The following is a 16446-nucleotide window of genomic DNA, read 5'->3' as shown; positions in this document are numbered from 1 at the left end:
TAGTATATTACTATAAATAAAACTTAATCTATCAAATTACTATACAAATCAATATAGTTTTCAGCAGAATTTTCCCAACTATTATTTGAATTCATAGCATTTTTAACTAATTTATCCCAAGAATCACTGTCTTTGTATAAATCTAAAGCTGCAACTATGGTCTCTAATAGTTCATCACTATTATAATTTTTAAATGAAAAACCATTTCCAGTACCTGTATATTTATTATATGGGATAATAGTATCTTTTAATCCGCCAGTTTCACGAACAATTGGAACACTTCCATACTTTAAAGCTATAAGTTGACCAATACCACAAGGTTCAAATAAGGACGGCATCAAAAATATATCTGATGCAGCATATATTTTCTGAGCTAGAACCTCATCAAAAATGATGTTTGTAGATATCCTACTTGGGTAAATAGATGCATAATATTGGAATATATCTTCATAATATTCATCACCATTACCTAGCAACACTATTTGAACAGGAAGACTAAGTAATTCTTGAAGTTTTTCAACTATTATATCTAAGCCCTTTTGTTTTACTAGTCTGGTTACAATACCTATCATTGGTATATCTTCATTTACAGAAAAACATAGTTCATATTGAAGCTTTAATTTATTTTTCGTCTTTTGTTTTCTAGTTTCATAATCATAATTATAAAATATTTTTTTGTCCACTTTCGGGTCGTAGAGGTCATAATCTATACCATTTACTATGCCATATAGTTTATTAGATTGTGAACGTAATAAGCCATCTAGACCTTCCCCATAAAATGGAGTCTGTATTTCTTTTGCATATGTTTCACTTACAGTAGTTACTGCATCTGCAAATACAATTCCACCTTTCATAAATGATATAGCATCATAAAATTTCAATGCATCATCACTATCATACCCATCGTTTAAATTTAATAACTCTGCAAGTATTTCTTTTGGGAATACTCCTTGATATTTCAAATTATGAATAGTAAATATGCTCTTTATTTTACTGTACAATTCGTCATCACTATATTTATCTTTAAGTAGCGCTGGCACAATTCCACAATGCCAGTCATTGCAATGAATTATATCTGGCACAAAATCTCCCATATATTTTATAGATTCTAATATTGCTTTTGAAAAATAAGAATATCTTTCTCCATCATCATAGCATCCGTATATTTCAGGTCTTTCAAAATAATATTTATTATCTATAAAATAATAAGGTATCTCATCATAAGTTAAATGTTGTAGTCCACAATATTGATTTCTCCAACCAACTGGCACAGTGAAATTAGCTACAGTTTCCATACAATTTCTAAAAGATAATGGAATTGCACTGTATTTAGGTATAATTACTCTTGCATCAATGCCCATCTTCCTTAATGCCTTAGGTAGAGCATATGCTACGTCCCCAAGTCCTCCAGTTTTTATAAAAGGATATGCTTCAGAAGCCACAAATAATACTTTCATACTAAACCTCCTCTGATTTTCAAATTATTCTAGTCGAGATTTTTTTTCTATAACAACTGGGAACTCTTCATCCCCTTTTAATACTGTATTTTCATGTATAACAGTATTTTTATCAATTATAACATTGGTTAGTTTACATCCCTCTTTAATCTCACAATTTTCGAATATTATGCAGTTTTTAACTTCTGCACCTTCATGTACCGTAACCCTTCTTGAAATTATACTATTCTCAATACTACCTTTTAAAATACATCCATTGGATATTAGTGCATTATTAACTTTTGATCCATCAAAGTATTTAGTTGGTGCTCCATCCTTACCCTTTGTATATATTAACCCATTGTTAAAAAATAATTCTTTGGTTACTTTTCCGTTTAGCATATCCATACTAGCTTTATAATAATTTTTTATAGAATTTACACATTGAAGGTATCCTTTAAATTCATATGCATTTACATTAAGCTCCGAAACACGATTATAAATAGCAGATTTTATTGAATTATGATATCCAGTCTGAACACTCTCGTTTATAAGTGTTATAAGAGTGCTTTTTTTCATTATAAACATTTCCATGCATATATTTAGCTTTTCCTCTGTTCCTATGTTTTTTCCTATGCTCAGAACTTTATTTTCTTCATTTATATATAAGGTATTACAATTTACAAAATTCTTTTTACCATTATTTGTTTTCTTATATAATAGGGTTATGTCACTACCCGATTCTTCGTGATATTTAGCAGCTTCATTGTAATCCATGTTACATATCATATATGAAGAAGATATTATTACATATTCTTGCTTAGTCCTATAAATATATTCAATATTATCTCTTAATGCATCTATGTCTCCTAATTGTGATCTATCTAAACTAAAATTGAACAAAAATAAACCGTTTAACTTTCTGTCCAAATCCCAAGACTTTCCTGAACCTAAATGATCCACAAGAGACCTAGTTTTAGTATTAGCGAATATTCCTACATTGTGAATTCCCGAATTGACCATATTTGATAGCACAAAATCTATAATTCTATATCTTCCACCTATAGGTATAGATGCTATAGGCCTTGCTTTTGTAAGACTTTTAATATTATCTTCATTCTCATTTAACATTAATACTCCAATATAATTTTTAAGCATACTATCACCCCCTAATTTTATGAGTTAGCTATTATTTTCGAATCTACCTTAATGTCTTTTCCGCCCTCTATAACAATGATATCGTCTCCATTGCCTATGTGTGAATTACGTCTTATGGTAACATTGCTACCTATAATTGCTTTATCTATCACAACATTATTTCCTATTTTAGTATTAGGTAGAATAACAGAATTGGTTATTTTTGAATTTTTCCCTACATGTACTCCTTGGAATAGTACACAATTGTTTACTTCTCCAAAAACAGTACAACCTTCATTTAACATGGCATTGTTAATGCTAGCCTCAGACCCTATATATTGTGGTGGTAACATAGCATTTACTGTATATATTCTCCATTCATTGTCATGTATATTCAAATCATTATCAACAGACAGTAAATCCATATTAGCTTCCCAAAAACTTTCAATAGTACCAACATCTCTCCAATATCCTTTGAAGGGATAAGCATAAAGTTTCTGCTCTTTTTTAATCATTTTTGGTATTATATTTTTTCCGAAATCGTTATCAGAATTTTTATCAAGGTTGTCCTCTTTTAAAAGTTGCTTAAGAACTGCCCAATTAAAAATATAAACTCCCATAGATGCTAAATTACTTTTTGGTTTTACTGGTTTTTCATCAAATTCATAGATAGTATTATCTTTCCTAGTGTTCATCATTCCAAATCTACTAGCTTCCTCAAGAGTTACTTCGAGTACTGCAATAGTAACATCTGCACCTTTTTCTTTGTGATAATCTAGCATTTTAGAATAGTCCATTTTATAAATATGGTCTCCTGATAAAATAAGCACATATTCTGGATCATAGCTATCAATGTAGTTTGTATTTTGAAATATAGCATCCGCAGTACCGTTGTACCAATTTCCCCCATCTTCACTTTGATAAGGTGCAAGCATGGTTACCCCGCCATTTCTTCTGTCTAAATCCCATGGTGCGCCTATCCCAATATGAGAATTTAAAGCTAAAGGTTGATATTGAGTAAGAACCCCTACTGTATCTATATTAGAATTCGAACAATTGCTTAGTGAAAAATCTATAATCCTATACTTTCCTCCAAAGGGAACTGCTGGCTTGGCTATCATCTTTGTTAACTGTTTCAGCCTTGAACCTTGACCCCCTGCTAATATCATAGCTATCATTTCTTTTTTAATCATGCTAGTTTCCTCCTCTCTAAATCTACACTAATGCAGTACGTTGTAAAAAAGATTAATTTGAATATAAATAATTAAAGTAACTAACTATAATTGTATTATATATTGAAGATTTGAAAAAATGAGAAACAAATTTTTCACAATATCATTTATTAGAATATTTTTAATAATTTTGTTCAAATTATACCATATAAATGTAGAAAATACATAGTAAAAGTAAAACTTCTCTTGTTTTTGTATTCTTTTAAATTAAACCTAATTTTGTGACTAATATTCCAAAATTCAATTGCAGTTTTTGTATAAAAATCCTAATTTAGTCGCATATTTTATAAGAAAATAAACTTATTTGATTGCTATCTTAGCGCACCACAATAAGTTATAATTAAAATAAGAATACACAACGACCTAATATTTTATTAATATAATTTTAACGATGCAAGGAGAATAACTATGGAAAGCCTAAACATATCGTCCAAATTAAAATTCATACTTATATATATTCGTGAGTTTTTTATATCAAAAGGTGTGAGGATACTAAAAGTAACTTTTTCATTGCTTATAGTCCTCTTAATTTATTTTGAAGGCAAAAGTGAATTATCAAGCCTTAATTTAACAACATCACTTTCACTATTAAGAAGTTTTGAGCCTATAAAGCTTTTGTCGTTTTTTATTGCAGGCTCAGTAGCAGTAAGTTGTATGACCTTTTATGATTACTTTATAATTAGAAATTTAAAATATAAAATATCACTTCTAAAAACTATAAGGATTTCATGGATTTCCAATACCTTTAACAATTTTCTAGGCTTTGGTGGATTAACTGGTGCCGGCATCCGTACCCTACTTTATAGCGAAGAAAAAGTATCACACAAAGAATGTCTATTTATAAATGCATTGCTTGTCCCTGCAACCACAACCGGTCTATCAATACTGGCCTTACTTGGCATATTTAACATATTGCCTATGAAACCAATTCTTGCAGATCATAAATGGTTTTCTATTGCTGTAATTTTCTTTGCTATATACTTATTCGTATACTTATTATTATTTAAAATTAAATGGATAAGAAACAAAGTCTTGCCTGAAGGAATTTCTGTTGCTAGTTCCACCCCTTTAAGAATAGAATTAATTTTCGCATCAATTTTTGAGTGGACCGGCGCTGGAATATTTCTTTGGTATATTAGTTCAAACTTTATTAGTAATATTACCCTTCTTCAAATATTACCTATACTTACAGTAGCAGCTTCTGTGGGAATATTTAGTATGGTACCTGGAGGCCTTGGTTCTTTTGACTTAGTATGTATACTTGGTCTAAAGCTAGTTGGAGCTTCTTCAAGTAAGGCTCTTGCAATATTGTTTTTATATAGAGCCTTCTATTATGTTATACCTTGGATACTCGGAGCTATTATGGCTATCATTGGTATGATTACTAAAACTGGAGAAGATAAGGCTACAGAACCTTCATTATGGAATAAATTCCTTGACCTTCCAAAAAAGAATATATTTTTAAGTGATTTAGGTATCTGGGCGCTGTCCTTAATGGTTTTTCTAAGTGGAATTGTCTTATTGTTTTCAGCAGCCACACCAAGCATTGCTGGAAGAATAGAAATACTTACGGACATTTCTTTCCTGTCGGTGATGCATATTTCTAACAGAGCCTCAATTGCTATAGGTTTAATGCTTTTAGTACTTTCCTGGAAAATAAAAGAAAGATTAAAAAGAGCTTTTAATTGGACCTTAGTTTTATTGATCTTAGGTGCACTTACCACCTTTATGAAAGGTTTAGACTTTGAGGAAGCAATATTTCTATTAATTATCGCCCTATTATTATGGTTATCTAAATCACGCTATTATAGAGAAAGTGCACCAATTAAGAAATTTACTGTATTACTATATTTGGGCATAACCGCAGTTAGTATTTTTATCTATGCCCTACTAGGCAACAGTATTCATGCTAATTTCCTTAAATCAGGTAATTCTTTTTATGTACTAACTGTCCGTCCACGTGCCTTTTGGGGAAATGCAATCTTTGCCTTTATCGTATGTTGGATTTTTGTATTTTTTCTACTAAGTACAAGTTCTAACACTAAGTTTAATAATAAACCTCAAGAAGCTGACATTGAAAAATTAAAATTATTTCTCAAAAAATATAAAGGCAATTATCTTACCCATCTCATATTTTTAAAAGATAAAAACCTATACTGGGCTCAAAATGATAGGGTACTTCTTGCCTATGGGGATATTGGTAACAAACTAGTTGTCCTTGGAGATCCAATAGGTGATCCCTCACTATTTAAAAAGGCTATCGAGGATTTTCAAATCTTTGCAGATAAATTCGGACATACTCCTGTTTTTTATCAGGTTAGTGAAAAGTATTTACCCCACTATCATGAAAATGGATATTATTTCTTCAAGCTAGGAGAAGAAGCTATTATAAACCTAGATACCTTTAGTATTGCAGGCGGTGGTCGCAATCAATCCTTACGTTCTGCAAAAAATCGTATGGAAAAAGAAAATTTCAAGTTTGAAATATTAAATCCACCTTTTTCTAGTGGTATGATTTCTGAAATTAGGAACATATCTGAAATTTGGCTAGGAAAAAGAAAAGAAAAGGGATTTTCATTAGGCTTTTTTAATGAGGATTATATACAATCTTCACCTGTAGCAGTTTTCAAAAATAATCTTAATAAAATTGTAGCCTTTGCCACTATTATGCCCGCTTATGACGATGCCTCTCTGTCCATTGATTTAATGAGATTTGATCATAGTGCTTGCCCTAATGGAACTATGGAAGCTCTATTCGTAAATCTAATTAATTGGTCAAAAGAGCAAAATTATAAATATTTTAATATTGGCATGGCGCCTCTTTCTAATGTGGGATTGTCACCTTTTGCCCACGAACAAGAGAAATTAGCAAAGTTCGTATATAAATTTGGAAACTATTGGTATAAATTCTCAGGACTCCGCAATTATAAAGAAAAATTTCATCCTGATTGGGAACCTAGATATCTGGCTTATCCAAAATTTATTTCACTGCCAACATTACTTATAGAACTAGCTATCCTTATTTCAAAAGATGCTAAATGAAACCCGATTGATCCCCAGGGGTTAGTTTGACCCCCGGTGGTCAATCTGAACTTGGGTCAGTTTATCCGCTTCTTCTCCAATTATCAATATTCCTTTTTCTATATCTTCCATAGAAACTCTAGAAAAACCTAATCTTATACTGTCTTCTCCGCCACCGTCAGTGTAAAAGATATCCCCGGGGGTAAATATAACATCTCGCAAGTAACATTTTTCTAGTAATTCTCTTGCATTAATTCCATCTAATTTTATAAATATATAAAGCCCTCCATCACCTAATATATATTTATGTGGTATGTGCTGTTTGGCTAATCTTGTAATTAACTCACATTTTTCTTTATATATATTTCTTGCTTTTTTTACGTATCTTTCAAAACTTCCACTTTTCATATATTCATATAAAATTGCTTGATCTAATGATGAGGTGTGAATGTTCCTGCTTCTCTTAACACATTCTAATGCATCTATTAGTTTTTCATCACCCAAAATCCACCCTATCCTTATTCCTGGAAAGAGTATTTTTGATAAGCTACCTATATAAACCACTGAATTTTCCTCTCCACTAATTGATACAATAGGGGCAATATGTGTACCCAGATGCTGAAGCTCCTCATTAAATCCATCTTCAATTATTGGAATGCCTTGCTTCTTTAGTAATTTATAAATTTCTTCCCTTTTCTTATATGGCATCACCATTCCAGTAGGATTATGATAAGACGGCACAAGATAAGCAGCTTTTATATCCTTAACCATAATTGCTTGTTTTAATTTACTAATATTTATGCCATCTTCATAAGTCTCAATGCCTATTATATCTAACTCATGAAGCTTCATTAGCTTTATGGCCGTATTGTGCGTAGGGTTCTCACATATGATTTTGTCTCCACTTTCAGTAATTGAAGATAAAACTATATCAAAGCCTTCTGTAAATCCATTAGTTATCAATATGCTTTTATTTTTTGTGTTAACTCCCTTTTGCCTCATGTACTCCATAAGAAAATTAATTAGCGGTTTATATCCCTTTGCATAACCATAATTAAGAATTTTTTCACCTTCCTTTGAAATTGTGTTTAGAAAAGCTCTTTTAAATTCTTCCATATCAAATAAGCTATCATCCGGAGCTATGGTTTTAAAAGAAATCATACCTTTTTTATATAATTTTTCATGTACCATAACATCTAACTTTTCAGCACACCTAGCATAGCCACTAATATTATTAGCCCAATTCATCTTCCACTCATTTTCCTTACTTACATCTATCACAGAGACGAAGGTGCCCTTGCCATCTACAGTATAAGCCAAATTATTATCGCAAAGAAGTTCATAGGCTCTCATGATAGTTGTCCTACTAAGATTCATCATAGAGGCCATTTCTCTAGTTGACGGTAACTTACTTCCAAAGGGAAGCATACCATCTTGAATCATCTCCTTCATATACTTGTAAACCTGAATATAAATAGTTTCATGTTTATTTAGCTTAATATCAAAAAACATTTGTGCACCTTCCATCTATAAAAATATAAATTTATTATTATTCAATCAAAGAATACTGGATTATTTTATCTAGAAGCTGACTGAAATTTAGTCCACAAGCCTTAGCACTTTTAGGAAAAAGGCTAGTTTCCGTCATACCTGGTAGAGTATTTATCTCTAGCACATATATTTCTTCGTTTTTTATTATCATATCAATTCTAGCATACACCTTTAGTTTAAAAGTATCCCAACATTTCGAAGAAATTTTCTCAACTTTTTCTCTTAAAAGCTGAGAAAGTTCTATGATTTTTTCCTGCGCACCATCATTTTCATATTTTGAGCTATAATTAAAAAATCCTGATTTAGGATGTATAGATATCACGGGAAGTAGTTCCCCATTTAATATACAGCAGGTTATTTCCTCACCTTTTATATATTCTTCAATTATAATTTCATGGTCATATTTTAAAGCCGCACAAACCCCTTCTTTAAGTTCCTCTTTTGAGTGCGCCAAAATAGTACCGATACTTGAGCCTCCACTATTAGGTTTTACAATTAGTGGGTATCCTATATTTTCTATTATACTATAATCTATTTTATTTTCATCTTTTACTAATATCCACTTTGGTGTTTTTATTCCTTCTGATACAAACAATTTTTTACTTATATTTTTATCCATACATAATGCACTTGCTAAAACCCCACACCCTGAAAAAGGTACACCTACACTCTCTAGAATGCCTTGAATTCTTCCATCTTCGCCAAATTTTCCATGAAGTGCAATAAATGCAAACTGTAAACATTTTACACTATCTATAAGTTCATATTGGCTATTTATTGGTATAGGTATAACCTCATATTTATCCCTATCTAAATTTTTAATAATTTGATTTCCTGTAAGTAGTGATACTTCCTTCTCCGCAGATATTCCACCCATTATAACTCCGATTTGCATACAATCACCCCTAAATTTATTTTCTTAATATTATTGTATGGGATGTATGCTATTAACGTAAGAACCACTGCCTTGCGAGTTTCTTCATGTAGTGGTATACCAAAAAAACTTCAGTTGGAGTTTTAATTTCCCTTCTGAAGTTCTTAATTATGTAACTTTATTAAATTTTTCTGACGCAGTCCTTAACCTTAACCAAAATTAGAATCAGAATCTTGTTCTTCTTCTTCTTCTTCTTCTTCGACTCTTTCAACTAATTTTATATTAGCACCCAATGATACTAAATCTTTAACAATATCCACATATCCACGTTCAATATGTTCAACCCCAGTGATATAGGTTGTCCCCTCCGCAATTAGTCCAGCTAAAATCAGAGATATTCCAGCCCTTACATCTGAAGCATTGACCCATGCTCCTTTTAAGCTGCGGTTACCAGGAATTATTGCACTTCCTTCTTTAATAATAATATCTGCTCCCATGAGGTTCAGCTCCTGACAATGATTAAATCTTCCTGGGTAAACCATATCAACAATAACACTGTGACTGCTTGCAACTAGAAGCATGGAAGTTAGTGGTTGTTGCAAATCCGTTGCAAACCCTGGATACATAGTAGCCTTAACATTTACACCCTGAATATTTTCCTGGGTATATGCTCTTATAAAATCATTTCCCTCTTCTATGCATACCCCTGCTTCTTCAAGTTTTGCTGTGCAAGATATTAAATGCTCTGGTATAATACCGCAAACTTTAATATTGCCTCCTGTAATAGCCGCTGCCATTAGATAAGATCCTGCAATTAATCTATCTGGAATAGCGCAGTGAACTCCTCCGCCTAGTGCTTTTACACCTTCAATAATAATTATGTCTGTTCCTGCACCTTTAACGCAGGCGCCCATTTCATTCAAAAATATAGCTAAATCAACAACTTCTGGGTCCTTAGCTACATTTCTCAATATTGTTTTACCCTGGGCAAGTACAGCTGCAAGCATTATATTCATGGTAGCACCACTTGAAATTACATCTAAATATATGTCCGCTCCAATAAGTTTCTCTGCTTCAACTACATAATAATCAGTATAAAAATTAAACTTCGCTCCTAATGCTTCTAGCCCTTTAATATGTTGATCAATAGGTCTTGACCCAAAGTCATCCCCACCTGGATATCCTATAGAAACCCTTTTAAATTTTGCAAGCAAGGCTCCCCCAAAATAATAAGATGCTCTAAAGTGAGCAGATTTATTATGATCTATAAGTGAACTATGAATATTAGATGGATCTAGTATTAACTTGTCCTTTTTAATTACTATCTTCATCCCAATATCCTCAGCAATATCGCAAACTAAACTAACATCAGAAATATTAGGTATATTTTTTAATATAACCACTTCATCACATAAGCAGCAGGCAGCTAATAGTGGAAGTGAACTGTTTTTTGATCCTGGTATGGTAATGCTACCTGTTAACGAATTACTTCTATTAATTTCTAACCAACGCATGTATACCCCCTATATTTTATGTTTCTATTTACATTCTGTTTTTCCTTACATTATATCATGGTTGCTACTATATTGTTGATGTTTTTAAGGACTACTACATCTAATGAAGTCAAGAAAATTTTATTGACACAATTATCGTGAACTTTTCCCCCACTTAGAAATCTTAAAGTGGGGGCTTCTTTATGCGTATCGAATTTGAGTTTCCACTTAAAATTATTGGTAGTTTCCAATATTCTAAGCAACGATTAACGACAATGGGATGGTCACAACCCCTCTATTCCTCAAGCTAATATTTCTAAAAACCATTGGAAATACTTTTCTTAATATATTACAAGCGCCATTTACATCAGCGTTAATGATTGAGCCATCTTTACTCTTATATCTACCACGGCTTATTCTTCTACCACTAAATATTGCATTAGCATCATCTATACCATAAGTTGGTATATAATCATTATCTAAAAAACTTGCTTTACTAGTATATGATTCTTCAGTTTCAATAACCTTAATACCCATCTCATTAGCCTTATAAGCTATCATATTTATAAAAGGATTATATGGTATATTAGCGAAACTTTGTTTACTAGCTTGCCTCATAGTAATGTTATCTTTCCAATGCTTGTTTTTGCCAATAACTATAGTATCTATATTATTAACCATGCAGTAGTTAACAATTATTCTGCTTGATTTATGGAAGTAGTCCTTTATAAATGAGTATCTATCAGTATCAAGTTTGTTTAGTCTAGCTGAAGTAAACTGTCCTTCCTTTGGACCTTTACCCATTCTTAAAACACTAAAATATTGAGCTCTTAGTTTATTGTAAAATTGATTTTCAGCTTTTAATATTCCACCCTTAATAATAATTGGAGTTAATCCAACATTATTTGATATAGTTGCAAAATTATTAACGCCTAAATCAATAGCGATAATTCTATCACTAGCTTCATTGATTACTGATTTTGATATTGCTACAATCATCTCTACTGTATAAAAATTAGAGTTTGGTATTATCCTAACTTCCTTTAAATTGTTGTTTCTTAACCCAATTGCACCTATTTCTAGCTTTAATTTAGTCTTTGGAAATGTCAAATAATTTTTATCATCTTTAGTCCTGAGCAGGCAAGATTGATTGGTAAATGTAGCTACCTTTCTACCATCTTTTTTAGCATAATGAGGTATTTGGGGTTTGCCACTAAATTTATTTGGGTTAATTTTATATTCTTTTGCAGCATTAAAGAAGCTTTTCCAATCTTGATTAACTAACTTTAAAACTGCTTGATTAGTTTGTGCTGGTAAACTTGTATAATCTACTTGTTTCGTAAGTTTAAAAACACCATCTAAAAGGCACCAACCTATAAAGTAATTCTCTTGATCTAATGATTTAAATAACTTAGGTTCAGTTTTGGGTTCGCTTTTAGGAGCGTTAGACTTTAACTTATAATTTTTTCTTTTATCAAAAGTTACGATTTTAATCTCATTTAATTTATCAATATTTGAATTTATAGCAGTTATAACAGTAGCTTCATTCTCATGCCTTGCTAAAGGTTCTTTTTTAATACCACTAAAAGCCTGGCGTATATAAAAATTTGCCATATTATAAAGATTTTTTGAATTAAAACACATTTCATCACAGTATTTAAATAATGAATTACTTTTCTTAATCCTAAATTGATAAGTTCTGTATTCATAATTTTTATCAACATTATTTTGCCCCATTCGGTTCACCTCCTCTACATAGTTATTATAACGAAAAGTTATTTAAAAACATTGTAAATATAAAATACTTTTATATTTATCTTTTTGTTTATTTTGGGCAATTCACCACCCACTTACTGCGTTGAAGTGGGCGTACTCTTGCTGTAAATATGATAGAAATATTGTTTCAACCACAACATAACGAAGGCTTCAGTTGGAGTACTAATCTCCCACTGAAGTCTTCAATTAGAATTAAACCTTTATTAGAATTAAGCCTTTATTAGATTACAAAGAAATCAACCATTAGAAATATCCATACCATAAAATATTTCCGTCATTTCTTTTTTCAATTTTTGAACAATATCATTTTTTTCATCTTCATTTAAGTCTTCTTGTTTGATCTCAAATAAATAATCATCTAGTTCAAAATCGTTTAATATCATTTTCGTGTGAAATATATTAGATTGATATATATTCATATCAATTAAATTATATCTATCTTTAGTTTCTGTTGTAATATAATTTTGTATAGAATTAATTTCATGATCTATAAAATGTTTTTTACCATCCATATCTCTAGTAAAACCTCTAACCCTATAATCAATAGTAATAATATCCGAATCAAAACTGCTTATTAAGTGATTTAAAGCTTTTAATGGAGAGATTGTACCACATGTGGCTACATCTATATCTACTCTAAAAGTGCTTATATCATTTTGAGGATGGCTTTCCGGATAAGTGTGGACTGTTACATGACTTTTATCTAAATGTCCCACAATATTTGCGCGTAGGGGGGTAAGAATCCCTCTATTACAAGAAGGATCAACCAAATATATTGGTATTTCTTCTTCTGAAATAAGTAAAGTTACACTTGCTCCTTGAGGATCATAATCCTGTTTCGCAATATTTAACACACTAGCCCCTATTATTTCAGTAACATCGGTTAGAATTTTTGTTAACCTCTCAGCATTATATTGCTCATCAATATATTCTATATATTTCTTGCGATCTTCTTCCGTTTTTGTATAACAAATATCATAAATATTAAAACTTAATGATTTTGTTAAGTTGTTAAATCCATATAGTTTGATTTTATTTTTATCATTTTTAGGCAATTTTATTCCCCATTTCTCTTAGACTCTTCTAGAAAAATTATATAACTTACAACTTTATTGTCAAGACCTAATTTACTATGCATAACCATTGTATATAATTATTTACTTGAAGTATATACCTTTTAACATTATAATCATTAATAATAGTAAACTACATACATATACATATAATTTTATATTTATTATTAGTACTATTAACTTTATAACTTTGATGTGAATATATATAAATAAAGCATTTACATTTTGCCACAAGTATATATCATTAAAATTGGAGGTATCAATACAATGGATAAAAAATTAAAAGTTGGATTATTAGGTGGAACTGGATTTGTTGGTCAACGTCTTGTTACACTACTGGCAAATCACCCTTATTTCGAAATAGCTGTTATTGCTGCTAGTGCGAACTCAGTGGGTAAAACTTATTTAGAAGCAGTAAATAATAGATGGAAATTAGACGTACCAATGCCAGAGTGTGTTAAAAACATTGTAATCAAAAATATAGATGAAGTAGATTTAATAAGCAGTGAAGTAGATTTTGTATTCTGTGCGGTTAATATGCCTGCAAATGAAATTAGAGAAATCGAAGAAAAATATGCAAAAGCTGAAACTCCTGTAATTTCAAACAATTCTGCACATCGACATACAGGTGATGTGCCAATGGTTATTCCAGAAATAAATGCTGACCATTTTGACTTAATTCCAGTGCAACGTAAGCGTTTAGGCACTAAAAAAGGCTTTATTGTTGCTAAACCAAATTGTTCCATTCAAAGTTATGTTCCTGCTATAAGTGCACTTATGGAATATAAACCTACAAAAATATTAGTTTGCACCTATCAAGCTATATCCGGCTCTGGAAAAATATTCTCAGACTGGCCAGAAATCATTGATAATGTTATACCATATATAGGAGGAGAAGAAGAAAAGAGCGAACAAGAACCACTTAAAATTTGGGGTCATATAGAAAATGATACCATAGTTAATGCTGATGGGCCTATAATTTCAACTCAATGTATTCGTGTCCCAGTATCAGACGGTCACTTAGCTGCAGTATTTGTTTCCTTTGAAAACAAACCATCAAAAGAAGCTATATTAGAGCATTGGGCAAATTTCAAAGGAAAGCCTCAAACATTAAAACTTCCAAACGCCCCTGAACAATTTTTGACCTACTTCGAGGAAAATGATAGACCTCAAACTAGGTTAGATAGAAATATTGAAAAAGGCATGGGTGTAACCATAGGACGACTACGCGAGGATAAACTGTTTGACTATAAATTTGTTAGCTTATCTCATAATACTCTACGTGGAGCAGCCGGTGGTGCAGTACTTACTGCCGAGCTTTTAATGTCTGAAGGGTATTTGACTTCAAAATAGGAATATTGGGCATTGGGCAGCAAAATTAGGACCTTGTTATTTCGGGATGATTTTTATCTTGAGGTGATGAGGTTTTTTTATTTAGGGGAAGATGATGGGGTTGGAGGTTGGGGTTGGGGACGGGGTTGGGTTTGGGGTTGGGGTTGGGGTTGGGGTTGGGGACAGTTGGGGTTGGGGACACTTAGAAACTAATCAATGGGTTTAACGGGATTATCAGGGGACACTTAGAAACTAATCAATGGGTTAGCAGGGTTAGCAGGGTTAGCCAAAGGGGACACTTAGAAACTTATAAAGGGTTTAACGGGATTATCAGTGGTGTTTATCAACCTATGCATTTTATTTTATATGCTTGTCCAATTTTATTATAAATAAAACAAATATAAATTACTCACTAAAATTTTTATTGCTCTATCACAAAATCATTAAACTTCTCAAATATTAAGACTGGTTATACTTAATAAAATCCTCAATAATATTTTCATGTTTTCCTTTTATTCCAATAAACTCAATGCCTATAGTACTTAATTTTGATACCCTTGAATGCGAAATATTTCCAAGTATCTTGCTTATATCACTGGATTTAAAATTACAAAGACTTCTCGTTAAAACAATTATTAATGCTTTAGTTTCTGCAAGATTTCTCTTATACTTCACGTTAATCATTGCCTTTGAAATATTCGTTCTTGTTGTTACAAACTCTAATATATCTTCTAGTTTAAAACTTCTTATGAGTACTTTTCTTCCAAATCTAAAGTCTGTTTTTTCATCTTCAAATTCGATTTCTTCTTTTAATTTTTCCTCATTACGTTTAAAAATAAGGTTGTAATAGTTTTTTCTTGCATTTTTAAGGTTATCTCCGAAAAGGCTCATAACAAATACATAATCTACTAATTTAAAAGAGTCACGTCTTTTCCCTAAAAATGTTCCTAGACTAGAAAAAGCATATTTTTCAGGACAAGTTTTATAGCCCGCAATATCAGTAGGATTGTTATGTATGTATAGTGATACGGTCCTTAAATATCTTTCATTATTAACTATAATACTCTTAAATCTCTCTTTAAAAAGATGCCCCTTTCTTTTATACTTTTTATTATAATACATTACATAAGAAAAATTTATTCCCTGCATTACATTTGAAATATCTGAACCATTAGAGTCAATTAACATATGTAAATGATTATCCATAATGCAATACCCATAAACCTTAAAATTATAAAGCTCCTTATATTTTTTCACAAGTAATAAGTACTCTTTTTTATCGTCTTCATCGACAAATAAATCTATTCCAGTAATGCTCTTGCACATAATATGAAATATAGCATACTCTGATTTTTGTCTTGCCTTTCTTGCCATAAAAATCACCTCTCCATATAGACTTTTCCTAAATTCTTGCCTATATATCAAGGTGATATTCATATTTTTTGATTATTTTTTTAAAGTTGTTAACTGTCCCCAGTCTCACAGTCTCATAAAATTGTTAACTGTCCCCAGTCTCACCCA

General features: G+C 31.2%; 11 protein-coding genes. 2 read left to right on the top strand and 9 right to left on the bottom strand.

The genetic code is table 11. The annotated features are described in order from the left end of the window. Nucleotides 1-23: 23 nt before the first annotated feature. From glgA to ACREVU_RS18625, 3 genes are read right to left on the bottom strand one after another with little or no spacing between them, the layout of a single operon-like run. The gene (gene glgA, locus ACREVU_RS18635) at nt 24-1457 is read right to left on the bottom strand and encodes a glycogen synthase GlgA (RefSeq protein WP_431553098.1); all 1434 of its coding nucleotides are present in this window, start codon (nt 1455-1457) and stop codon (nt 24-26) included. A gap of 24 nt (nt 1458-1481) precedes the next feature. Next, entirely contained in the window at nt 1482-2594 is a 1113-nt protein-coding gene (glgD, locus tag ACREVU_RS18630; RefSeq protein ID WP_431553097.1) for a glucose-1-phosphate adenylyltransferase subunit GlgD, read from the bottom strand. A gap of 17 nt (nt 2595-2611) precedes the next feature. After that, a complete protein-coding gene (locus tag ACREVU_RS18625; protein WP_431553096.1) occupies nt 2612-3766 on the bottom strand; it encodes a glucose-1-phosphate adenylyltransferase in 1155 nt (384 codons plus the stop codon). Between the two features lie 447 nt (nt 3767-4213). Here ACREVU_RS18625 and mprF point away from each other — a divergent pair, with 447 nt between their 5' ends. Next, nucleotides 4214-6847 (top strand): bifunctional lysylphosphatidylglycerol flippase/synthetase MprF, encoded by a 2634-nt coding sequence (gene mprF / locus ACREVU_RS18620; protein ID WP_431553095.1) that lies wholly within the window; start codon nt 4214-4216, stop codon nt 6845-6847. Nucleotides 6848-6868: 21 nt separating this feature from the next. Here mprF and ACREVU_RS18615 read toward each other — a convergent pair whose 3' ends face one another. The 5 genes from ACREVU_RS18615 to speD form a co-directional block, all read right to left on the bottom strand. Next, entirely contained in the window at nt 6869-8338 is a 1470-nt protein-coding gene (locus ACREVU_RS18615) for an aminotransferase-like domain-containing protein (protein WP_431553094.1), read from the bottom strand. Nucleotides 8339-8375: 37 nt separating this feature from the next. Then, nucleotides 8376-9272 carry a D-alanine--D-alanine ligase gene (locus ACREVU_RS18610; protein WP_431553093.1) on the bottom strand — a complete coding sequence of 299 codons (897 nt, stop codon included), beginning with the start codon at nt 9270-9272 and terminating at the stop codon, nt 8376-8378. A gap of 188 nt (nt 9273-9460) precedes the next feature. Continuing rightward, the gene (gene murA / locus ACREVU_RS18605) at nt 9461-10765 is read right to left on the bottom strand and encodes a UDP-N-acetylglucosamine 1-carboxyvinyltransferase (RefSeq protein WP_431553092.1); all 1305 of its coding nucleotides are present in this window, start codon (nt 10763-10765) and stop codon (nt 9461-9463) included. 234 nt (nt 10766-10999) lie between these two features. Beyond that, nucleotides 11000-12481, bottom strand: coding sequence for an RNA-guided endonuclease InsQ/TnpB family protein (locus ACREVU_RS18600; RefSeq protein WP_431553091.1), 1482 nt, complete (start codon nt 12479-12481; stop codon nt 11000-11002). Nucleotides 12482-12756: 275 nt separating this feature from the next. Next, on the bottom strand, nt 12757-13575 hold the full coding sequence (gene speD, locus ACREVU_RS18595; RefSeq protein WP_431553090.1) for an adenosylmethionine decarboxylase: 819 nt from the start codon (nt 13573-13575) through the stop codon (nt 12757-12759). Nucleotides 13576-13860: 285 nt separating this feature from the next. Here speD and asd point away from each other — a divergent pair, with 285 nt between their 5' ends. Further along, nucleotides 13861-14946: an aspartate-semialdehyde dehydrogenase gene (gene asd, locus ACREVU_RS18590; RefSeq protein ID WP_431553089.1), complete on the top strand. Its 1086-nt coding sequence runs from the start codon at nt 13861-13863 to the stop codon at nt 14944-14946. Between the two features lie 438 nt (nt 14947-15384). On the opposite strand, the gene ACREVU_RS18585 is transcribed toward asd, so the two are convergent. After that, a complete protein-coding gene (locus ACREVU_RS18585; RefSeq protein WP_431553088.1) occupies nt 15385-16299 on the bottom strand; it encodes a transposase in 915 nt (304 codons plus the stop codon). Nucleotides 16300-16446 lie beyond the last annotated feature (147 nt).

This window comes from Clostridium sp. (genome assembly GCF_050717535.1).
Lineage (GTDB): Bacteria > Bacillota > Clostridia > Clostridiales > Clostridiaceae > Clostridium_AD.
The sequence above is the reverse complement of the archived record's forward strand: the minus strand, read 5'-3'. Positions and strand labels throughout refer to the sequence as shown.

Excerpts from the sequence above, each read along its gene's own strand:
- glgA (WP_431553098.1), bottom strand. The coding sequence starts at position 1,457 with ATGAAAGTATTATTTGTGGCTTCTGAAGCATATCCTTTTATAAAAACT.
- glgD (WP_431553097.1), bottom strand. The coding sequence starts at position 2,594 with ATGCTTAAAAATTATATTGGAGTATTAATGTTAAATGAGAATGAAGAT.
- ACREVU_RS18625 (WP_431553096.1), bottom strand. The coding sequence starts at position 3,766 with ATGATTAAAAAAGAAATGATAGCTATGATATTAGCAGGGGGTCAAGGT.
- mprF (WP_431553095.1), top strand. The coding sequence starts at position 4,214 with ATGGAAAGCCTAAACATATCGTCCAAATTAAAATTCATACTTATATAT.
- ACREVU_RS18615 (WP_431553094.1), bottom strand. The coding sequence starts at position 8,338 with ATGTTTTTTGATATTAAGCTAAATAAACATGAAACTATTTATATTCAG.
- ACREVU_RS18610 (WP_431553093.1), bottom strand. The coding sequence starts at position 9,272 with ATGCAAATCGGAGTTATAATGGGTGGAATATCTGCGGAGAAGGAAGTA.
- murA (WP_431553092.1), bottom strand. The coding sequence starts at position 10,765 with ATGCGTTGGTTAGAAATTAATAGAAGTAATTCGTTAACAGGTAGCATT.
- ACREVU_RS18600 (WP_431553091.1), bottom strand. The coding sequence starts at position 12,481 with ATGGGGCAAAATAATGTTGATAAAAATTATGAATACAGAACTTATCAA.
- asd (WP_431553089.1), top strand. The coding sequence starts at position 13,861 with ATGGATAAAAAATTAAAAGTTGGATTATTAGGTGGAACTGGATTTGTT.
- ACREVU_RS18585 (WP_431553088.1), bottom strand. The coding sequence starts at position 16,299 with ATGGCAAGAAAGGCAAGACAAAAATCAGAGTATGCTATATTTCATATT.